24 protein-coding genes are annotated in these 21,623 nt (G+C 37.9%); 18 read left to right on the top strand and 6 right to left on the bottom strand.

Going from position 1 to position 21,623, the window contains the following annotated elements; all coding sequences use genetic code 11:
* The first annotated feature begins 4 nt into the window (after positions 1 to 4).
* The 4 genes from H4J70_RS14095 to H4J70_RS14110 are packed head-to-tail and all read left to right on the top strand — an operon-like array spanning position 5 to position 2,433.
* Entirely contained in the window at positions 5 to 352 is a 348-nt protein-coding gene (locus tag H4J70_RS14095) for an arsenate reductase (RefSeq protein WP_182215759.1), read from the top strand.
* Positions 349 to 1,512: a succinyl-diaminopimelate desuccinylase gene (dapE, locus tag H4J70_RS14100; protein ID WP_182215757.1), complete on the top strand. Its 1,164-nt coding sequence runs from the start codon at positions 349 to 351 to the stop codon at positions 1,510 to 1,512. The genes H4J70_RS14095 and dapE overlap by 4 nt, the downstream gene beginning before the upstream one ends.
* Positions 1,513 to 1,517: 5 nt before the next feature.
* The gene (locus H4J70_RS14105; RefSeq protein ID WP_182222246.1) at positions 1,518 to 2,210 is read left to right on the top strand and encodes a M15 family metallopeptidase; all 693 of its coding nucleotides are present in this window, start codon (positions 1,518 to 1,520) and stop codon (positions 2,208 to 2,210) included.
* A complete protein-coding gene (locus H4J70_RS14110) occupies positions 2,203 to 2,433 on the top strand; it encodes a hypothetical protein (RefSeq protein ID WP_182215754.1) in 231 nt (76 codons plus the stop codon). The genes H4J70_RS14105 and H4J70_RS14110 overlap by 8 nt, the downstream gene beginning before the upstream one ends.
* 174 nt (positions 2,434 to 2,607) lie before the next feature.
* On the opposite strand, the gene bamC is transcribed toward H4J70_RS14110, so the two are convergent.
* Positions 2,608 to 3,693, bottom strand: a complete 1,086-nt coding sequence (gene bamC / locus H4J70_RS14115) for an outer membrane protein assembly factor BamC (protein ID WP_182215752.1) — start codon at positions 3,691 to 3,693, stop codon at positions 2,608 to 2,610.
* 356 nt (positions 3,694 to 4,049) lie between these two features.
* Between bamC and H4J70_RS14120 the strand changes: the two genes are divergently transcribed.
* From H4J70_RS14120 to H4J70_RS14135, 4 genes are read left to right on the top strand one after another with little or no spacing between them, the layout of a single operon-like run.
* Positions 4,050 to 4,577, top strand: coding sequence for a glycine cleavage system protein R (locus H4J70_RS14120; protein ID WP_182222245.1), 528 nt, complete (start codon positions 4,050 to 4,052; stop codon positions 4,575 to 4,577).
* A gap of 22 nt (positions 4,578 to 4,599) precedes the next feature.
* Positions 4,600 to 5,073, top strand: coding sequence for a thioredoxin-dependent thiol peroxidase (gene bcp, locus H4J70_RS14125; protein WP_182222244.1), 474 nt, complete (start codon positions 4,600 to 4,602; stop codon positions 5,071 to 5,073).
* A 60-nt stretch (positions 5,074 to 5,133) separates the two neighbouring features.
* Positions 5,134 to 5,643, top strand: coding sequence for a YgjP-like metallopeptidase domain-containing protein (locus H4J70_RS14130; protein WP_182251304.1), 510 nt, complete (start codon positions 5,134 to 5,136; stop codon positions 5,641 to 5,643).
* A 59-nt stretch (positions 5,644 to 5,702) separates the two neighbouring features.
* Positions 5,703 to 6,305: an AAA family ATPase gene (locus H4J70_RS14135; protein WP_182216113.1), complete on the top strand. Its 603-nt coding sequence runs from the start codon at positions 5,703 to 5,705 to the stop codon at positions 6,303 to 6,305.
* Positions 6,306 to 6,326: 21 nt separating this feature from the next.
* On the opposite strand, the gene H4J70_RS14140 is transcribed toward H4J70_RS14135, so the two are convergent.
* Together H4J70_RS14140 and H4J70_RS14145 are read right to left on the bottom strand one after the other, a co-directional pair.
* A complete protein-coding gene (locus H4J70_RS14140; protein ID WP_182216115.1) occupies positions 6,327 to 7,400 on the bottom strand; it encodes an AI-2E family transporter in 1,074 nt (357 codons plus the stop codon).
* A 9-nt stretch (positions 7,401 to 7,409) separates the two neighbouring features.
* Positions 7,410 to 7,655: a sulfurtransferase TusA family protein gene (locus tag H4J70_RS14145; protein WP_182216117.1), complete on the bottom strand. Its 246-nt coding sequence runs from the start codon at positions 7,653 to 7,655 to the stop codon at positions 7,410 to 7,412.
* 153 nt (positions 7,656 to 7,808) lie between these two features.
* Here H4J70_RS14145 and H4J70_RS14150 point away from each other — a divergent pair, with 153 nt between their 5' ends.
* The 5 genes from H4J70_RS14150 to H4J70_RS14170 all read left to right on the top strand — a co-directional run bounded on the left by H4J70_RS14150 (position 7,809) and on the right by H4J70_RS14170 (position 12,722).
* Positions 7,809 to 8,444, top strand: a complete 636-nt coding sequence (locus H4J70_RS14150; protein WP_182216119.1) for a hypothetical protein — start codon at positions 7,809 to 7,811, stop codon at positions 8,442 to 8,444.
* A 5-nt stretch (positions 8,445 to 8,449) separates the two neighbouring features.
* A complete protein-coding gene (locus tag H4J70_RS14155) occupies positions 8,450 to 9,919 on the top strand; it encodes a M48 family metalloprotease (RefSeq protein WP_259367738.1) in 1,470 nt (489 codons plus the stop codon).
* 98 nt (positions 9,920 to 10,017) lie between these two features.
* Positions 10,018 to 10,356, top strand: coding sequence for an arsenate reductase (glutaredoxin) (arsC, locus tag H4J70_RS14160; protein ID WP_070373889.1), 339 nt, complete (start codon positions 10,018 to 10,020; stop codon positions 10,354 to 10,356).
* Positions 10,357 to 10,420: 64 nt separating this feature from the next.
* Positions 10,421 to 10,819: a DUF2069 domain-containing protein gene (locus tag H4J70_RS14165; RefSeq protein ID WP_182216121.1), complete on the top strand. Its 399-nt coding sequence runs from the start codon at positions 10,421 to 10,423 to the stop codon at positions 10,817 to 10,819.
* A gap of 52 nt (positions 10,820 to 10,871) precedes the next feature.
* Positions 10,872 to 12,722 carry a hypothetical protein gene (locus H4J70_RS14170; protein WP_182251305.1) on the top strand — a complete coding sequence of 617 codons (1,851 nt, stop codon included), beginning with the start codon at positions 10,872 to 10,874 and terminating at the stop codon, positions 12,720 to 12,722.
* Here the strand turns inward: H4J70_RS14170 and hda are convergent.
* On the bottom strand, positions 12,714 to 13,430 hold the full coding sequence (gene hda / locus H4J70_RS14175; RefSeq protein WP_182169642.1) for a DnaA regulatory inactivator Hda: 717 nt from the start codon (positions 13,428 to 13,430) through the stop codon (positions 12,714 to 12,716). The genes H4J70_RS14170 and hda overlap by 9 nt on opposite strands.
* On the bottom strand, positions 13,430 to 14,602 hold the full coding sequence (locus H4J70_RS14180; RefSeq protein WP_182230792.1) for a DUF2066 domain-containing protein: 1,173 nt from the start codon (positions 14,600 to 14,602) through the stop codon (positions 13,430 to 13,432). Before H4J70_RS14180 ends, hda begins: the two co-directional genes overlap by 1 nt.
* A gap of 159 nt (positions 14,603 to 14,761) precedes the next feature.
* Between H4J70_RS14180 and purM the strand changes: the two genes are divergently transcribed.
* The 3 genes from purM to H4J70_RS14195 are packed head-to-tail and all read left to right on the top strand — an operon-like array spanning position 14,762 to position 17,252.
* Complete coding sequence (gene purM / locus H4J70_RS14185) at positions 14,762 to 15,808, top strand: phosphoribosylformylglycinamidine cyclo-ligase (protein ID WP_070373894.1); 1,047 nt, start codon at positions 14,762 to 14,764, stop codon at positions 15,806 to 15,808.
* Between the two features lie 4 nt (positions 15,809 to 15,812).
* The gene (gene purN, locus H4J70_RS14190; RefSeq protein ID WP_259364965.1) at positions 15,813 to 16,484 is read left to right on the top strand and encodes a phosphoribosylglycinamide formyltransferase; all 672 of its coding nucleotides are present in this window, start codon (positions 15,813 to 15,815) and stop codon (positions 16,482 to 16,484) included.
* Positions 16,485 to 16,511: 27 nt separating this feature from the next.
* Positions 16,512 to 17,252: a DUF3108 domain-containing protein gene (locus H4J70_RS14195; RefSeq protein ID WP_182216127.1), complete on the top strand. Its 741-nt coding sequence runs from the start codon at positions 16,512 to 16,514 to the stop codon at positions 17,250 to 17,252.
* Here the strand turns inward: H4J70_RS14195 and H4J70_RS14200 are convergent.
* Positions 17,249 to 18,049, bottom strand: a complete 801-nt coding sequence (locus H4J70_RS14200) for a class II glutamine amidotransferase (RefSeq protein ID WP_182216129.1) — start codon at positions 18,047 to 18,049, stop codon at positions 17,249 to 17,251. The two genes, H4J70_RS14195 and H4J70_RS14200, sit on opposite strands and share 4 nt — an antisense overlap.
* A gap of 157 nt (positions 18,050 to 18,206) precedes the next feature.
* Between H4J70_RS14200 and fadE the strand changes: the two genes are divergently transcribed.
* Together fadE and H4J70_RS14210 are read left to right on the top strand one after the other, a co-directional pair.
* On the top strand, positions 18,207 to 20,636 hold the full coding sequence (fadE, locus tag H4J70_RS14205; protein ID WP_182251306.1) for an acyl-CoA dehydrogenase FadE: 2,430 nt from the start codon (positions 18,207 to 18,209) through the stop codon (positions 20,634 to 20,636).
* Between the two features lie 226 nt (positions 20,637 to 20,862).
* A complete protein-coding gene (locus tag H4J70_RS14210) occupies positions 20,863 to 21,576 on the top strand; it encodes a TetR/AcrR family transcriptional regulator (protein ID WP_182251307.1) in 714 nt (237 codons plus the stop codon).
* Positions 21,577 to 21,623: the final 47 nt, after the last annotated feature.

Consider the following 21,623-nt stretch of genomic DNA (forward strand, 5'->3'; position numbering starts at 1 on the left):
GTTCATGACCACTATTTACGGCATAAATAATTGCGACACGGTTAAAAAAGCAACGAAATGGCTTGATAAGCAAGATATTGAGTACACTTTTTTTGATTTTAAGAAACAACCATTAACGCCTGAGTTACTCAATGAATTTGTCAGCAACAGCTCTTGGGAAGTTTTACTCAATAAACGTAGTACCACTTTTAGAAACCTACCCGAAGCGATTAAGAGCAATTTAACTGATGATGTTATTTTCCAAGCAGTTTTGGCTCAACCGACCTTACTCAAAAGACCTTTAATCGCTCACAACAACGCCTTTGAAGTGGGTTTTAAAGAGCCTGTATATCAAGCACTATTTTTATCATGAGTAAATTAAAGGCAGAACATGACGTTATCATGTTAGCGAAAGATTTAATTGCCCGCCCGTCAGTAACCCCTGAAGATTTTGGTTGTCAAAAAATGATGTCAGAGCGTCTAGGCGTTTTGGGATTTAACAATGAAACTATGGTTTTCGAAGATACGACCAATCTATGGTCGAGACGCGGCACAACTGAGCCAGTATTTTGCTTTGCCGGTCACACTGATGTTGTTCCCGCAGGTAACTTAGCGCTTTGGCATACTCCCCCTTTTGAGCCAACCATTATTGATGGCATGTTGTACGGGCGCGGTGCTGCAGATATGAAAGGCAGTTTAGCCGCAATGCTCATTGCTACAGCACGCTTTGTAAATGATCATCCCGACCATAAGGGCTCAATAGCTTACCTTATTACCAGTGATGAAGAAGGGCCTTTTATCAATGGCACCACCCGTGTTATCGATACCCTTGAAGCTCGTCATGAGAAAATCAACTATTGTATTGTTGGTGAGCCAACCAGCTCAGATAGGGTCGGTGATATCGTTAAAAATGGTCGCCGGGGCTCTATCTCTGGTGAACTAATCATTCACGGTAAACAAGGCCATGTTGCCTACCCTGATCATGTAAAAAACCCTATCCATCTAGCTATGCCTGCTTTAGCCGAACTTAGTCAAATGCACTGGGATAACGGTAATGCTTATTTTCCTAAAACAAGTTTTCAGTTATCAAACATCGAATCGGGTACTGGCGCAACTAATGTTGTACCTGGTCATTTAACCGCATGGTTTAATTTACGTTTTAGTACCGAATTAAATTTTCAAAATATTATCGATAAAATTGATGCTGTCCTTATTAAACATCAATTAACCTATGAAATTAAATGGACATTTAATGGTAAGCCGTTTATTACTGAACCTGGCGCTTTGCTTGACTCTGCGGTAAAAGCTATAAAGACAGTCACCAATATTGATGCTGAATTATCAACATCTGGTGGCACTTCAGATGGCCGTTTTATTGCCCCTACGGGTGCACAAGTGATTGAACTTGGGCCGTGCAATGCCACTATTCATCAAGTCAACGAGAGTGTTAGCTGTAATGATTTAATTTTACTTACTGATATTTATTACCATACACTGGTTAATGCACTCACTGACCCAACAACCACAGCTTAACTTTAATGATTGAAATATTAACTAACAGACAATTAACTGGCCACGACAATAGCCATATTACTTGGTTAGATGACCAGACAGGAATTCATCGCCAAGCGTTAACTGCATGGCAAGCTATGTCTGATGAAGCAAAGTTGGCTGGCTTTGAACTGAAAATTGCCAGTGGTTATAGAGACTTCACTCGACAATTAACTATTTGGAACCGAAAGTTTTCAGGTCAGCTCGCGATTAAAGATATGCAAGGGGCAACCCTAGATATTAATAAAATAACAGAGCAAGAAATTGTTCAGGCTATTTTATACTTTTCGGCACTTCCTGGGGCAAGTCGACATCATTGGGGATGCGATATCGATATCTATGCTAAAAATTTATTAGCTGACGATGAAAAGCTACAGTTAGAACCATGGGAGTTTGCTGTTGGGGGGCCTTTTTATCCATTAAACCAATGGCTAACTCAACATGCTAGTCGCTTTGGCTTTTACTTTCCTTACGATAAATTTCGCGGTGGAGTCGCTATAGAGCCTTGGCATTTATCTTATTGGCCAATAGCGCAACATGGAGAAAGGTTATTAACTGAGAACCTGCTTAATTCGGTTCTTTTAAGCTCAGATATCTTGGGGAAAAAAGAGATTCTTCAGAACCTATCAACTATTTATCAGCAATATATTCAAAATGTTGGGAGTATTCACTATGGATAATTGGTTAGTCATCGTTATTATTATTGCAGCTTTCGCCTTAATAATTGGTAATTTTAGTGTTGTTCAACAAAATGCTAATACACCTTTACGAAAGCAAGGCTTAAATGATTTAGAAGAAACACTGCCGCGCAGTCATAACAAAGCCCATAAAATGCCAACTATCGTTTCAGCTGAACCGATAGAGTCAAAAGAAAAAAAGCGAAATAGCCATTTAAATCGATGAAATAGCCAAGCAGTCTATTTTAAGAAAGATTAAGTCTTGATAAAGACTGACTTGAACAACTACCTTTATAATTTCAAATACCATTAAGATACACTGTAGATAATTGACTTGTAAAAAAAACGCCGCTAAAAAATTTAGCGGCGTTTTATTTTAAATAAGCACGATTAAAGCAAGTTAAAAAGCATCTCTAAAAGATAAGCCTCTTTCCATTACTGGAAAAATACGTTCTAGTACTTCAACGGGTAAAGGATTACCATCAGCATCATAGATAGTTACCGAGGTTTTACCTTGTTCGTCGTTAAGTACAAATTGGTACTTAGCTTGGTCAAGATCAATAACAGGAACGTCATCTCCCCATATAACTGACCATAAGCTATTTTCAGGCTTCGCAAAATCAACAAAGTATATTTTCTTACTTTCATTAAGATCTGTTATCTCAAAGCCATAATCTGTAAAAAACAATGGCATATTTGACCAAAGCATTTCAATATCAATTTCAGCAATATATGCTGGCTCTGCTTGAGCGTTTTCACCAATAGTGACAAATTTTTGATTAGCTCGCATTAAACGGTTTTCACGTTGCTGCAATCGATATTTAAAATCAACCTGAGCAACAACCTCATTAAGCATCGCCATTTCTGCGCGTTGTTTGTCAATGATGTCCATTGTTTTACTTGCGCCGTTCTTGTCGGTACGCATGTAATCAATTAATTTAACACTTAAAGCGACACTTCGACCATGAGGTTTACTTTCAAACTGATAGTTAAAGCGCATGCTCTCACTGCTATCTACCGTTTTAAATAACCAATAACCAGAAACGTCTTCTTCATGGTACCAAGCCGACTCAAATACATTATCATCAGTACCGATAGCCGTTAACTCTACACCATCACTCGCGAGTTGCTCACGCAGTGCTTCAGTGATGAAGTCTTTCAAATCGGTATCTTCTAATATTTGGTCAAACCAAATCTTAGCGTTCATTGTACCTGGAACAACACGTGAAGATGAAGCGACAGGAAGAACCAATGAAGGCGCTCTAACATCAACATCTTGGCCAATTGGCCCTTTATTATTGATGGCGTCTGAGATAAAAAACTTTGCATTAACTTCAGGCTTATTCAAACCTGTAGGAACACCTATTTGTTTAGCTTCTTTAACTTTGGCGTATTCAAAATCGCCCATAGCGCTTTTGTTATTAACACTGCCACAACCTGTTACTGCAAGACTTAACAAGGAAAAATAAAATATACGACGATTCATTAACACTCCTGAGGATACAATCTGAATCTTTAAAAGTTGGTTCTTATATTGAACTGACCATAAAAGTTAACTTTGAAACCATTAAATGTAGATTAAATGTAGACAACGAAAACTTTAATCTGCTCTTTGAGTAAATTATCTGTATTAAGTTCCAATATTATCTATAGATTTTATTGATCAGCATATACAAGTATACTATCAGACAAATTAATGGGCACCATGGTACTTGGCTGTTTTTACAAACACAAGAATTCAACTCGAAAAATAACAAATAAATATATTCTCGCTTTAATAGCGGTTTTTATCTGCTTTAAATACGTTACAATAGCCACTTTTTTAAACTACTTAGGCTAACTATGTCTCAATATTTAGTACTCACAGCAATGGGCGCAGACAGAACAGGAAGTGTAAGTGAGCTCACTAAGCTGGCGAGTAAATGCGGCTGTAATATTATTGACAGTAGAATGGCGATATTTGGCCTAGAGTTTTCTTTGATTATGTTATTAAATGGTAGTGCGAAAGCGATTAATCAAATTGAAAATAAGTTACCTGCCGTGGCAGTCAAGCTTGAATTAACCACCATGATGAAAAGAACCTCTGGTTATAAAAAAAGAGAGTTCACCCATCATTATCAAGTTGATTATGCCGGTATCGACCAACCTGGTTTATTAAAAGCGGTGACCGCATTTTTTGCCACCCGCAATATTGACTTATCATCGTTAAAATCAGAAATTGACCCCGTCACTAATCAAATGCGCGCGACCATTTTAATAGCCTTAACCGAAGACACAAGTATTGCACAGCTAGAAAGCGATTACTTTGAACTATGCGAACAAGTTGATGTGCAAGGCTGCATTAAAAAAGTGAATTCAAACCTTATATAAACTACATACAAGCAGGATACCCATGAAAACAATAACTGTTGGCGAAACCGCACCACTATTTACTTTACTTGATGAAAATAGCGATAAAGTCGCTTTAGCTGATTATATTGGTAAAAAACAAGTACTGGTCTATTTCTACCCTAAAGCCATGACCCCAGGGTGTACTGTGCAAGCACAAGGCCTAAGAGACAGTAAAAGCGAACTTGAACAATTAAATACAATAGTCTTTGGCATTAGTCCCGACGAACCGAAGAAGTTAGTTAAGTTTTGTCTGCGCGATGCATTAAACTTCACGTTATTGTCAGATGTTGATCACAGTGTTGCTGACGCCTTTGGCGTATGGGGATTAAAGAAGTTCATGGGAAAAGAATACGACGGCATCCATCGTTTAAGTTTTTTAATTGGCTTAGATGGCAAAATTAGCCACGTATTTAATAAATTCAAGACAAAAAACCACCATGAAGTTGTTTTAGACGTTTTAAACACTAACGACTAAAAATTAACCGTAACGGTTAGCTTATTTGTTTTAGGCTAGCCGCATAAATAGAATGCTATAATGCCTGCTCCTTTAAAATACCTTTCAGCCTATTCTTTAGATATTCAACATAAAGTACAAGCAATGATAACGGCCAAGAAGTTATCTGCCTATTTGTTGGCAAAATACCCTGTTACCCATCAAATATATAACGATAAAGCCCTGCGCAGCTATGTAATAGATATTAAAAATCAGTACTTAAAGAAGTCTGAACCATTAAGCCAGATAAAGTACGACGATAAAATTCATGTTATTAATAACGCATTAGGCTTGCACACTTATGTATCAAGGGTGCAAGGTAGTAAGCTCAAAAGTAAAAATGAAATACGCATTGGCGCTTTATTTAAAAAAACGCCCGAAACATTTTTGCAAATGATCGTTGTTCACGAACTTGCCCATTTAAAAGAAAAAGATCATAACAAAAATTTCTATAAACTTTGTCAGCATATGCAAGCAGATTATCACCAAGTAGAACTAGATTTACGCATTTACTTGACCCAAGTAGAGTTATTTGGCGATATTTACAATTAAGCTTGAAGCCTATTTTAACGCAAGCTACAGTAATGAAAATATCCTTATAATAAATGCTGATGAATATTACTCATGTAAAAAAACGTATCGTACTTACTGGCGGCCCTGGTGGCGGTAAAACCACAGCCGTTGATCTTATTCGCCGTGAATTTTCAGGGAAAATAGCGACCGTCCCCGAAGCAGCAACGATGATTTTCAGTGGCGGCATTGCTCGTTCAAATAATAATCATGTACTAAAAATACAACAAACTGCTATTTTTAATTTACAAAAAAATTTAGAAGATATTCAGCGAGCGACTTTTGAGCACAGTATTATTTTATGTGACCGAGGCTCTTTAGACGGCCTAGCTTATTGGCCAGGCAATGATGATGAGTTTTTCCAAGCGATGGATACCACGCTTGCTGATGAGTTGGCACGTTACGATGCGGTCATTTTTTTTGAAAGTGCAGCAAAATCAGGTGAAAGTATCAAAAGTAATAATCCCATTCGCAATGAATCAGAAAAAGCGGCTATCATTCTTGACGATAAACTACAGACTATTTGGTCACAACATCCTAATTTTAACTTAATCCACAGTGCTGAATCTTTTATCAATAAAGTTATGTTTGGTATCACGACCATTGAAGAAATTATCGAGCAGTATCAAAAAGACTCAGGGTAAAGTTTACCTTAGAGCACCTCTTTAAGCGGTACCCTGTTCAGGAAAGTCACTATTTGATGGCCAAGCATTTAAAACGGCCTTAACTAAAGTTGCTAGGGGAATAGCAAAGAATATTCCCCAGAAACCCCACATGCCGCCAAATAAAATAACAGCAACAATAATCGTTACTGGATGGAGATTTACCGCCTCTGAAAATAATAATGGCACAATAATATTGCCATCAATAGCTTGAATAATACCGTAAGCTATCATTACATAACCGAATTCGCTACCTGTGCCAAATTGAAATAAAGCCACCAACAAGACAGGAAAAGTGACGATAGTAGCGCCTACATATGGCACAAGTACCGACAACCCCACTAAAACACCAAGTAATACCGCATAATTTAGGCCGAGGACGATAAAGGCTATGGTCGATGCAGCACCAACAATAAGGATTTCAATCACCTTACCACGAATATAATTCATAATTTGTTGATACATCTCATCGCCTACTTTCGTCGCCATTAAACGTTCTTTAGGAAGAAATGAGGTAAAATTTGAAATTAATACTTTTTTATCTTTTAGAAAGAAGAACACCATTAACGGCACTAAAATTAAGTAAATCATCAAAGCAACAATATCAGAAATAGAATTAAGAGACGCTTTTAAGGCAACTTGTCCCCATTCAATTAACTTATCATTGACGGCAGAAATTAATGTTTCTATTTGTCCGGCATTAATTAAATCAGGATACAACTCGGGAAGCGTCAACAAATAGGTTTGTCCCTGAGACACCATTTGCGGTACTTCTTGTAATAAATTACTACTTTGTTGCCAAATAACCGGCATTAGCCCAAGAATACCGACTAAAGAAATGCCGATAAACCCCGCTACAACGATACCCACGGCAAATGTTCTTGATAAGCCAAGACGGACTAGACGATGGACAGGTAAATCTAATAAAAAAGCGATCGCAATAGCAACAAAGACCGGCATAAGTAAGTTATTAAATAAAAAGACAAAAAGAAAGGCACACAAAAGAATAACCATTAAAGTTACTGCGTTTGGATCAGAAAACTTACGTTTATACCATTGAGAAAATAATGAAACCATTTATATAACTTACCTGTTGGATGAAAGGGGTTGAGGGGCTTTACTAATAAAAAGTTCAAGGGTGTCTTTTTCAAGCCAAGACTCTTTATAGTGGTAACCTTGTTTCGTTAATAGTTTAGGAATATCCTTGATAGAGCCTTGGTCAGATATTCTCAGTAAACAAAAATCAGCATTCGACATTTTTTTTAACAATAATCGCAATTGTACTAATGGCACAGGACATTTTTCCGAACTGGCATCATATTCATAGATCATCACTACATACCACTTAAAAAATCATCAGATAACAATAATTGTCACCAATAACAGTAAACAAACCTTTTGTTTGATTATCTAATTTGCGACAATTGATTACAATGTTATTGTATTATTTATTTTGATTTGTTGGCAAATAAGTACTGAGGTGAAATGAAAGAGTTACCGATAACAGCTAGTTTAAAAGAAATTACTGCTCATAAAAAGAAACTTAATTGGGGTGATGTACCTGCTATCTATCATATGGCGGCATCTTCAATTAGTGATATGGACGGGATTTTAACGCATGGTTTTGATAGTGCCTATAAACAATTATTTGATAAACGTAATTGGAACTATGCCTTTTTAGAGGCGACGGCTGATAACGATGGCACTATTAACGTTACCCAAAAGCCAAAAATAGCCTTACGCCATTGCTATGATGAACAAAATTATGAACTTCACTGTTATCCGATAGTCAAAGGTGAACGACTCTATACACCATTATCACAAAGTGCCTTATGTCCATTTGTGCAATGGTCACCCGAAAACATGCAAATGCTATTTAGGATCAGTAGTTTAATTTCCTTTATCGTTTTTACTTTTAAAAGTGGTGATCCAGCAGATTTAGCGTTAATAAAGTACTCACATAAACGTGTGCAAGAGCTAATAGCTCAACTGAGCCAATCATTTGAAATAGTCGATGTAGTGGGTTATTCCATTGCAGATTTTTGTAAAGAGTTATATCGAGGAAAACCAAATTTCACGATAGCTGATTTACTTGATACACCGGATATAAATACGGAATAATTAATTTGCCTTATAAACATAAGCTTAAAATAAAATCATTATTATTTACCTGCGCATTAACAACATTAGTTGCTAGCCCATACGGCTTTTCCCAAGAAAATAATAAAAACAAACTTCCTGAAATTGGCACGGCTGGATTTAGCGTTCTATCTGTTGATAAAGAACGCCAGATAGGTAACGCAATGATGCGTCATATTCGCGCTTCTCAGCCGTTGGTCAATGACCCTGTTTTAATCGAATATATTAACGATTTAGGCAACCGTTTAGTCAAGAATGCCCAAGATGTTAATTACAGCTTCGAATTTTTTATCATTAGAAATAAAGAAATCAATGCCTTTGCCTTTTTTGGGGGCCATGTTGGTATTCATAGTGGCTTAATTACCCTCGCTGATACAGAGAGCGAACTAGCCTCAGTAATCGGTCATGAAATATCTCATGTAACCCAGCGTCACTTGGCCCGAAGGCTTGAGGCTCAAAGTAGAAATCAACCACTAGCCACTGCAGCATTAATTTCAGGGGTATTACTGGCATTAGTTAACCCATCTGTTGGTATGGCTGCATTAACCACAACAATGGCGGCGTCAAAACAATCAAGTATTAATTTTACCCGTGGCAATGAGCAAGAAGCCGACCGTGTTGGCATTGCCCTACTCGCACAAAGCGGTTTTGATCCGCAAGGTGCCCCCGATTTTTTTGGAAAAATGGCAGTGAAATATCGTTATACTTCAAAGCCACCAGCAATGCTATTAACTCATCCGGTGCCTGAATCTCGCATTGCCGAAGCGCGTGTCCGTGCTCATGGTTTAGAAAGTCGTCCTTCAGCTCCTAGTTTAAACTTTGCGCTCGCAAAAGCGCGTATTCAAGCGCGTTACGAATCAACGGCCCTGGAAAACATTGCAACTTTTGAAGATAGTATAAAAAAACAAAACTACACTTATAGAGCCGCTGTTGACTATGGCTTAGCTTTATCATTATTTGAAAATAAAGAGTATCAAGCGGCTAAAAAAATACTTGAAAGATTGCTCATTGAAGATAAAAACAATCTATTCTATGCAGATGCACTAACCGATGTTTATATTAAAACAAAAGAAGTAAATAAAGCGCTGACTATGCTCAGTGCCCTTAATTTATTGATGCCAAATAACCAAGTTGTTACCTTAAACTTTGCCAACGCTCTCGTTGAAAACAGTCAATATTCAGAAGCTGAAGTGCTTTTACAAGACTACCTGTTAGTTAAACCAGGTAATTTTATCGCTTATGATATATTAACGACTGTCTATGAAAAACAAGATAAAAAAGCACTGATGCATGCGACAAAAGGCGAAATCTTTGCACTTTTAGGTGCATACTCTCGCGCGGTCGACGAATTGCAAACAGGCTACAATTTTACAGATAATCAACCGTTAGTCGAAAAACGTATCAAAGCACGAATATTGCAATTTCAAGATCAAGAACAAAAACTTAAAAGACTATAATCCATATTACAGAAGCGTTTAGAATAGGTGCTATAACGGCCTATTCTATCGATTAACCCGTAAAATTATTTAATTTTAGCACCCATTGAGATCTAACCATGTTAACGATTTATCATAACCCTCGCTGTTCTAAAAGCCGCCAAACCTTGGCGTTGATTGAAGAAAACAACCAAGAGGTTTGCATTGTAGAATATTTAAAAAAACCACTGGATGAAAGCACTATCCAGTCACTTTTATCACGTTTAAATGTTTCCCCTATTCAAATGATGCGCACTAAAGAAAGTGAATTTAAAGAACAAGCATTAGCTCAAGCAACCGACAAGCAACTCATTGAAGCTATGGTGAACACCCCAAAACTTATTGAGCGACCAATTGTTACTACGCAAACGAAAGCTATCATTGGCCGACCTCCTGAAAACGTTTTAACACTCTTTTAATTTCAATTTAAAATTTAATTCAACAAGTTAGTGAAACAATTTGCTAACCAACAGGATACCTTTCATGACCAAGCCACAAAGATTTTCAACTTCAACATTTAAAAAAATAACCTTAATTGGCTATTTTTCTTTATTATTTTTTATGCCGCTTTGGCTAATCTATTTAAACCCTTCACAAGGTTTGTCGCCGATATTAAGCTTATGCTTATTCACAGTACCACTGTTATTTCCTCTAAAAGGATTACTGGCAGGTAATCCTTATACCTATGCTTGGTCGAGCTTTGTCGTTATGATTTATTTCCTACACAGTTTAACCACGCTGTGGGTATCTCCAGCAGATGTAGTTTGGGCATCATTAGAGCTTATATTTGCCACAATGATGTTTATTGGTGGCAGTTATTACGCGAAATATAGAGGTCAAGAACTAGGCTTGAGTATTAGAAAGGCTAAAGATAAAGCGTAACGCTTCAATAAGAATTTTATAACGTAACCACCATTATAGTTAAGGGCTGAAAATGAAAAATATTCTGCATATATTACTGCTAATACCTATTTTATTTGCTTGTAACAATAATGGTGAGGTCACTAAAATTATCACCGTCGACGATGAAGTGAAAATTGCTCAGGCGATCGAATTAGTTTTACTCGCTCCCTCGAGTAAGGTGACTGACATTATTTGGACGCAGACGGCTGGCGAGCCCGTGGTGTTTTTAGCCTACACCAGCAAGGTTATCGCTTTCACACCTAACACCGCAGGCGCATATAGTTTTAATGTTTCATTTACACTAGAAGATGGTAGCAGAGAGTCACTTAACCACTCTCTTAGTGTAACCAATGAACAAGGAGAGATTTCTGCGCGTCTGGGTCATGCTGCTCTAGAAGGTAGTAAAGTGTCATTGCGCGCTTCGTTAACAAATAAGCTTTTAAGCGATAGTTTAGTTTGGCAACAAACTGCCGGTCCAGAGGTCAATTTTACGGCTGAAAATACCCAGGGTGATTATGCAGTATTCTTTAATGCGCCGGAAGTTACTAGGGATACGGTAGTAGAATTCACCGTATCCTCAGGGAGCTATTCTGACAAAGTAGCGGTACTTATTGAAAATGCTGAACCTGTCCCAACTTCAGATAATACCGCTTATACTGAGCGTTTAGCACGGGTATTCCCCTTTGTTGCAAACTCGTCTTATGCCGATGTACTCGTCGATTGTGTTTATAGTAATAAAATTAACTTTGCGCGAACATGTGCATTTAATACCTTACCATTAATTGCACATGATACGACCACACCAACGGTTGATGACATAATGGACCGAGTGATCGTTTCTCATTATTGGATGGGAGAAAGATTTCGAGAATTTCTTGAAAATTACGACCCCTACAATGATTTCAAAAACTTACTAAGAGCAAATACTGCCATTGTAATTTCTTATGACATCAGACCCTCTTATTACTGGGTGGTCAGTGGCGCTATTCACTTGGATGCTAATTATTTTTGGATGACCCCTGATGAGCGAGATACCATAAATCAAGCACCTGACTATAGAGCGTCCTTTGGTGGAGATCTTAATTTTGCCATGCCTTGGCGTTATGTAAAAAATAATAATTACACCACTACTTTTATATCTGAAAATGACAGGGTTACTCGCCAACCTAGCGATGTTTTATACAGTTTAACGTCTTTGATGTACCACGAACTTGCCCATGCCAACGATATTTTCCCAAGCACTAGTTGGTCAGCTTTAAACAGAGACCAAACAATATTATCAGCCGCACAACAGATAGCAGATAATAGTGGCTTTAAATCTGATCAGCTAAACAACACCCTTCCCTTACTGGGTGAGGAAATGTACGCCTTAGCTCAGGTACGTTTTCAGGGGGTTGACGCATCAAAAACACAAAACGCTTATCAACCCAGCGATATTAAAACGTTTTTTAGTGGCGAAGCTGCGCCTCAGTTTTATAATTACTCAAGTATTCGCGAAGATTACGCTATGCTTTTTGATGGTTTTATGATGAAAACTCGCTTTGATATTAATCGAGATGTCGCTATAACTAACGCCCCTAAAATTGCGAATGAAAATTATATCGTTAATTGGGGACAGCGCGGCCGTATTGGCGATGAAAATATTAAACCTCGAGTATTATATGCCGTAAGTCATATATTGCCGGAAGTAAGTGACATTGAAAACTTAGTAAATAATTTACCGAGTCCAATCATGATGAACGCTGGTGAAAGTTGGGCTAATAACTTAAATATAAGCCCCGTTAACAAAGAGCAAGCAGGATTGCAAAACGTTTCTGCTCAACCCAAAGATAGACGCTTTATTCAGTATGAGTTTTATGAAAAGCCCAGCCCTTTAAAATAAAATAGCTTTAATAAATGGGATGGTGATTTTTCGTTGTTCTCTTATTGATGCTTCGTCAAGCTCGGCTAAAGCTAAGATCAAGTGACTCATTTCACGTGATAAGTGACTCAGTAAGTATTTAGCCACTTCATCACTTAATAATAAACCTCGTTGTTGCGCTCTAAATTTTAAGGCGATTAACTTTTCTTCATCATCTAGGGGTTTGATTTGCTCTGTCATTCCCCAAGATAATCGAGAGACTAAATCGGCTAAGCCAAGTTTCAATTGTGAAACACTTTGATCTCCAGTAATAATCAAGCGTTTATTATGCTCAATAACACGGTTAAATAAATCAAAGACCGCTTGTTGCCAAAGCTTGTCCCCAGCAATTAATTGCACATCATCTAAGCAAATCAAATCAATATTTTCTAAACCATCAAGTACTTCAACCGACAACTGTTTTAATTCAGAAAAAGATAAACAAACGGATGATAGACCTAATTTCTCAGCAAAAGTACAACTGGCATGAAGTAAATGTGATTTACCAACACCTGACAAGCCGAATAAGTAAAAACTATTGACGTGCGCAGACTCTACCGAATGTTGACTGGCTTTAATAAACGACTTTAACTGCTCAGTTGCCGAATAATTAGCAATACTTTGGAAACTTGAAAACGTTTCATCATCGGGTAATTGAACTGACAAGGTTAATTGAGAAGTGACTTTCACTAGGGTTTCCAATAAAAAACAGGGACAGCACCGACCACTTTTTCGGCAAGCGGGTCATCAAAAAGGTCTAATTGCTTATTCAGCTTTAATGAAGCGAGAAAGGCTTGTCCTGAACTCTTTAAAACCAATTCAAAGCGGCGATTTTTCCCCGAAGCGCTGAGTAATTTTACCGATTTAACTGATGATAATTGTTCAAGGAATCGCTCTAATTCAATAAAGCTTTTTAGTGATGATATATTGGCAACATCAATAATATAATTGTTATCAATATCACTATTTAAAGCATATTTTTGATAAATTATATCACTAATAAGAGAAAGCGCAGTTTTTAATAACTTGTCAGGAGCGTCACCGTAGCTGATTTCACCAAAGATTTGTCCGGTGATTGTATCGCGATTGTAGTCTTGGGCATCGGCGATAAAACTCCAGTCTAGTGCGTATTGTTGACGTTCTTTTTGGCATAAAAAACAATCATCAACCTGTTCATCACTTTCTTGTTGAGGTAATAAACTACTGTTTGATAAACGAATAATTATTATAGATTCTGGATTATAGCGCAGTGATGCCATTTGTACTTGTTTGGCAAAGCGTCCCCAAACATCAAAAGTAGAGATGGTATTTACATCGGTTAAGTCCATTAAGGGCATTAAAATAGGTAAGCCCCTTAACGCTGAAAATTTTTCGACACTATTAGGTAAATTGTAACTCACTTGTAGTGTTGCATTATTGGAAAAAGACGAGTGGCTTGCATTAGAAATAGTCGTACGGCGTAAACCATTCTCTTCAACGAGCCACAATAAAATTTGTGGCCGTAAACTTCCCCAAATTGGGGCGTTGGCATCTTCAAACAACTGATTAATTTTGCTTTCGTCAAAAGTAACTAAAAGCTCAGTCTGCTCAGCATTACGTTGATAACGGTATTTTACAACATAGCCACTGACATTTCTAAGGCCACTTTTTATGGTTGAGTTGGACAACAGCGCTTGTTGTCCCCCCACTTTAAGCACCACCGCGCTCATTGCTTGTTGCAAGGCGAGCTTTCGCTCTGAGTCGGTTTGTGAGTTAACGATAACCTTTGCGTTGTATAAGTTTTTAACTTCAACAGCCAAAGCGGTCATTGAAGCAAAGAAATTACTTAAAACAACAACTAATACAATAAGATATCTAAGCATATTTTTTAAGTTGATTATTTTTATGTATAAGATCTTATCATAGTGTTAATCATTTTAAACACTAATAAAAAATAATTTATTATAAAGATTTTCACCACGCCATTGCGCTGGTAGAATGCGCCATTAAAGTTCTTATGCTAATTAATTGAGGTTTCCCCCGTGAGCGAACAAAAACAGTCTCTAAGCTATAAAGATGCTGGCGTTGATATAGATGCAGGTAACGCCCTAGTAGAAAACATTAAAGGTGCAGTAAAACGTACAACTCGTCCTGAAGTGATGAGTGGCTTAGGTGGTTTTGGCTCAGTATGCCAATTACCAACCGGTTATAAAGAACCTGTAATGGTTGCGGGAACAGATGGCGTAGGTACAAAACTACGCTTAGCAATTGATTTAAACAAGCACGATACCGTAGGTATTGATTTAGTGGCTATGTGTGTCAATGATTTAATCGTTCAAGGCGCTGAACCTTTGTTCTTTTTAGATTATTACGCGACAGACAAACTTGATGTAGATGTTGCTTCGGCAGTTGTTGCTGGTATTGCTGATGGTTGTGTATTATCAAACTGTGCTTTAGTTGGCGGCGAAACCGCTGAAATGCCAGGTATGTATCACAAGGGTGATTACGACATCGCTGGTTTTTGTGTCGGTATCGCTGAAAAATCCCGTTTAATTGACGGTACAAAAGTAGCATCAGGCGACCAATTAATCGCTTTAGCTTCTTCTGGCGCGCATTCAAACGGCTTTTCATTAATTCGTAAAGTATTAGAAGTTAATAAGACTGATACCAACGAATTATTAAATGGTAAGTCAATCGGTGATCATTTAATTGAGCCGACTAAAATTTATGTTAAATCTGTTTTAGAATTACATAAGCAAGTTGACATCCATGCCTTATCACATATCACTGGCGGTGGTTTTTGGGAAAATATTCCTCGTGTATTACCAGAAAGCGCTCAAGCCATTATTGACGGTAACAGCTGGGAGTGGCCAGCGATCTTTAACTGGTTGCAAGATAATGGCAACATTACTACCCACGAAATGTACCGTACCTTCAACTGCGGTGTTGGGATGATCATTGTTGTACCTGCTGCTGACCTTGCAAAAAGTATTGAAATTTTATCGGCTCACGGTGAGAATGCATGGCACATTGGTGAAATCGCTGATATGCAAGCAGGCGCTGAACAAGTTGTGATTAATAAAGGTTAATTCTATGCCATCAAGTAACATGCAAGACAATAATTTAACCAGCAATATTGTTGTGCTAATCTCTGGTGGCGGCACTAATTTACAGGCGATTATAGACGCCTGTAAAGCTGCAGATTATCCAGGAAAAGTGGTTGGGGTTATTTCAAATAAAGCCGATGTATTCGGCTTAACTCGCGCTAAAAACGCTGGCATAGCCCATTGCGTACTTTCTCATAAAGATTTTAGCAGTAGAGAAATTTACGACCAAGCGTTGATCAAGCAAATTGATTTATACCAAGCTGATGTTGTTGTTCTGGCTGGTTTTATGAGAATATTAACACCTGAGTTTGTGCAACACTACCAAGGTAAGTTAATCAATATTCATCCCTCTTTATTACCTAAGTATCAAGGTCTACATACCCATCAACGGGCGATTGATGCCGGTGATACTGACCATGGTGTTAGTGTACATTATGTTACAGAAGAACTTGATGGTGGCCCAGTAATATTACAAGCGAAAGTACCTATTTTTGCCGGTGATACCGCTGAGGAACTTGCGCTAAGAGTTCACGAACAGGAACATAGAATTTATCCCTTAGTGGTAAAATGGTGTTGTAATCAGCGCATTTCTATGCACAATGATACTGTACTTTTTGAAGGTAAAGCGCTCCCTGCTTCTGGCTATGCGAGTGAATAAATAAAATATTAAATGATAGGTAATTAAATGCTGAATAAATTATGTTGTATTGCTCTAGTATTAGCCTCACAGAGTAGTTTAGTTTTCGCCAATGAAGCAAAAACCACTCAAGCAGAGCAACATGTTATTCAGCCTTTTACTGCTAAATATAATTTGATACGTTCTGCTGATATTTTAGGTAGTGCGACAAGAACGTTAGAATACTTAACACCTGAACAAGCTAAATATAGTTATAAAACAGATATTGAATGGTTAATATTTTCAGATAACCGTCAAGAAGTATCACTCGTTAAACTCGATCACCATAAGGTGACACCTCAGCAATATAATTTCCAACGAGACGGCACCGGACCTGATAAAGAATATGCTTGGCAGTTCAATATTCAGAATAATATTGCGAAGAACCTCAAAGACAATTCAGAGGTTAATATTGATTTTCCTGTCAATATTCAAGACTCACTCAGCTATCACTTGCAGAATCGTTTAAATTTAATTAAAAATCCTGAGCAAAAACTTTTTGTGTATCCGGTGATGAATCATTCGGGTAAAGTTAAAAATTATGTTTACCAGTATGATGGTGAAGATGAATTAATGCTGCCTTTTGGTATGATAAAAGCGGTTAGATTAAAAAGAGAAGTCATTGAAAAGAAAAAAATCACCTACGCTTGGTTCGCTCCAGAGTTAAATTACTTGTTGGTTAAAATACAACAAATAAAATCTGATGTTGAACAGTTTGATGCACAATTGACTTCACTTGAAGAACATTAATATTCAACCTTCAACACTTCTTGCCCTGAAGCAATAGACTCACCCAGACAAAATAAGTGCCACTGCCCTTTGGTCATTTTGTGCCAAGTTTCATTATCCGTTAATGGCTGAGTGGCGATAACCGTAACTACATCATTTTCTGTGGTTTCTTCGGTGAAATTAATAACTACTTCAGCATCAATCAAACTGGCTTTACCAAACGGCGCTCTACGTGTTATCCAATGTAGGTTATTTGCACAATAAGCAAATAAATACTGGCCATTGGTGATATTGACATTAAATACACCCAGCGCATTTATTTTGACACTCAACTCGGCGATAAATTTAAAGAGTACCGTTGCTGCTGGTTCTTTATCCGCAAACTTAAAATGAAGTTGGTCTAAGATCCAACAGAACGCGTGTTCGCTGTCGGTAGCCCCAACAGGAATGTGTAATTTAACAGGCAGTTCAACCTGGACATTCTTCAATTGTCCATTATGTGCATAAGTCCAATTTCTTCCCCACATTTGACGGGTAAAAGGATGAGTATTCTCCAAAGAAATACCGCCAGAGTTTGCTTGTCGAATATGACAAATAACCGCTTCACTTTTTATTGGATAATTGGTGACTAACTCGGCAATCGGTGATTGTGAACTTGGTAAAGGGTCTTTAAAACTTCGACAGCCTTTACCCTCATAAAAAGTAATGCCCCAACCATCCTTATGCGGCCCAGTATTTCCACCACGCTGCATTAAACCACTAAAGCTAAAGCAAATGTCAGTGGGGACGTTCGCACTCATTGCCAGTAATTCACACATAAATTAATTTCCGAATAGATAATTAACGTTATTATCCTATAAATAAGGTTACAACGATAAATATATTTGTAATTTATTGTACATAGATTTAAGCTAAATACATGGTCAGACCTCTTTATTTTTATCTTTAGGTTTTTATTTTTTAAAAGGAAAATTAATGGAACAATTTACATGGTTCATTTATGCCGTTATTTTAACCGGCTTCATGGCATACACCCGTGCCGCGCTCTCAACTTTTACCTTAAGTTTTGCCGCATTAATGGCGGTAGGTACTATCTTTGATGCACTGTCATTTTTCAGTTGGATAATATTTGCAATCATTGCATTGCCCTTGAATATATCTGACTTTAGAAAACAGTATATTACTCACCCTTTACTAAAAATGTTCAGATCTATCATGCCGCAAATGTCGAGAACTGAGCAAGAGGCTATCGACGCTGGTACTACATGGTTTGAAGCAGAGCTATTTCGTGGTAACCCTGATTGGAAAAAACTGCATAACTATGAAACACCCCGCTTAAGCGTTGAAGAGCAAAGTTTCTTAAATGGTCCCGTAGAAGAAGTTTGTAAAATGACCAATGATTGGCAAACGACTCATGTCGATGCTGATTTATCACCAGAAGTTTGGCAGTTTTTGAAAGATAATAAATTCTTCGCAATGATTATCAAAAAGAAATATGGCGGCTTAGAGTTTTGTGCCTATGCACAGTCACGAGTTTTACAAAAATTATCAGGGGTGAGTGCCGTACTAGCAAGCACCGTTGGAGTTCCTAATTCTTTAGGCCCAGGTGAATTATTACAACTTTATGGCACAAAAGAGCAGCAAGACCATTACCTTCCTCGTTTAGCGGTTGGTGATGAAATTCCCTGCTTTGCGTTGACTAGTCCGGAAGCCGGTTCAGATGCTGGTGCGATCCCCGATGAAGGCATTATTTGTCACGGTGAGTTTGAAGGTAAAGAAGTGCTTGGTATGAGATTAACTTGGGACAAACGTTACATTACGCTAGCGCCCATTGCCACAGTACTAGGTTTGGCTTTTAAACTAAAAGACCCTGACCATTTACTGGGTGAAACGGTTGATTTAGGCATTACCTGTGCATTGATCCCTACAGACTTAGAGGGTGTTATCACTGGCCGTCGTCATTTCCCACTTAATGTTCCTTTTCAAAATGGTCCAACACAAGGTAATGGTGTCTTTGTGCCGCTTGACTATATTATTGGTGGCGCAGAAATGGCAGGTCAGGGCTGGCGCATGCTTATGGAGTGTTTGTCTGTTGGGCGTGCTATTACACTTCCTTCTAATAGTGCTGGTGGTATAAAGTCACTTGCACTTGCTACAGGTGCTTACAGTAGAATTCGTCGTCAGTTCAAGATCCCTATCGGTAAAATGGAAGGTATTGAAGAACCCCTTGCTCGCATTGGTGGCAATGCTTATTTAATGGATGCGGTAACTACCATGTCTACAGGTGCTATCGATTTAGGTGAGAAACCTTCGGTAATTTCAGCCATTATCAAATATCATTTAACTGAAAAAATGCGTATTTGTGTTAACGATGCAATGGACATTCACGGCGGTAAAGGTATTTGTATGGGCGAAGGTAACTACCTTGCTCGTGCCTATCAAGGTGCTCCGATTGCAATAACCGTTGAAGGCGCAAATATTCTGACACGTAGTTTAATTATTTACGGACAGGGAGCTATTCGTTGTCATCCTTACGTTTTAGCGGAGTTAGCCGCAGCAAACCAAACTGATGATGTTATTGCATTAAAAGAATTCGATCACGCCTTGTTTGGCCATATTGGCTTTGCCATTAGCAATGTTGTCCGCAGCCTTTGGTTTTCATTAACTGGCGCTAGAATTTTAAAGGCACCTTTTCGAGACGAAACCTCTCGTTACTATCAGTTGCTCACTCGCTTTAGTAGTAACTTAGCTATGCTATCAGACATATCGATGCTGACACTGGGTGGCGATTTGAAGCGCAAAGAGAGAATTTCGGCGCGTTTAGGTGATGTACTTAGCCATTTGTATTTGTCTTCGGCAACCTTAAAGCGTTTTAACGACGAAGGTCGTCAGCAAGATGACCTACCGCTTGTACAATGGGCACTTGAAGATAGCTTGTATGAAACACAGCAAGCTATTGACGCGTTGATCAGTAACTTTCCTAATAAGATAGTGGCACTGTTCCTAAGAGCTATGATCTTTCCAGTGGGTAAATGGTTGAAAAAACCTTCTGATATTACCGACCATAAAGTTGCACAGATATTACAAACACCTGGTAAAGCTCGAGAACGCTTAGGACAAGGTCAATATTTAAGCCGAGATCCAGAAAATGTTTTAGGTCAACTTGAGCAAACGTTAGATGACATTATTGCTTGTGAACCAATATTTAAGAAGGTTTGTCAGGCTATTGGTGAAGATCTGCCTTTTTATGCCCTCGATGAAGTTGCTAAAAAAGGCTTAGCCGTTAATGTTATTAACGCTGTAGAAGCCGAGTTGTTATGCAAGGCTGAATTGGGCAGAAAAGTCGCTATCAATGTAGATGACTTTGACTCTGACGAATTAAGAGCACAGTCCGCTAGTCATTAATTTATCAACACGCCATAGAAATCGCCTACAAGGATGTAGGTTTCAATGTGTTTAAAGCCGTATTATCATCATAAATGAGCCCAGCAAACGTGTTGGACTCATTTTCTTTATCGTTAATGTCTTCACAAACTTTATAATTCTAGCGCTCACCTATTACTTTTTGTAACAAAAAATGCTGATAATTTTCCTGCCTAGATTGAAATACCATTAAAAATAAGTTAACTTTATGTTAACTAAAATTATACGACAAAATAATATGTTTTCTACTGAGGAAAGCCCCACTGTAAAAAGACGGAGCAAAGGTGAACAAACACGTTTACTGATATTACAATCAGCCATTGAAGTATTAGCAAAAAATGGAATAAAAGGCACGACTCATCGAGCCATAGCGAGTCATGCAAATATTCAACTCTCTCTTACCACCTATTATTTTAAAGATATACAAGAGTTAGTTCATCAAGCATTTACCTTGTGTTCTTCACAAATCACCACAAAAACAAGCTTAGCTTGGCAGCCTGCCGTTGAACTACTCGCCAATGTAAATAAAACAAGTTTACGTAAAATAAGTGAAAAAGAAAATTTACGTAATAAACTTGCCATAATGGCGACCCAATACTTAGTAAAAAGAATAATAGACTCACCCGTAGAGCTCGCTGTTCAACAATTACTCTTTACCGAAGTACGCGTAAACCGTAAATTAGCCCCTTTAGCTGAGATACACCGTGCGGCCTCGTTAAAACCCATTATTAAGTTATGCGAATTTTTTAATGCTCATGACCCACATATCGATGCTGATATTATTGCGACGGTTTTTACGCAAATAGAATACCGCAATATCAATGTGCCTGTTGAGCAATTAGATACTGATAACATTCAAGCCATCGTTAGCCGAGTCATTGGTTATGCAATGAACTTAAAAAGTTTAGCACTTACCTCTTAACAGATAATTATCTGATTGTTTTGTAGATGAGCTGTAAATGTTGTAAA

It is taken from the genome of Colwellia sp. BRX8-9 (assembly GCF_014077245.1).
Taxonomy (GTDB): domain Bacteria; phylum Pseudomonadota; class Gammaproteobacteria; order Enterobacterales; family Alteromonadaceae; genus Colwellia_A.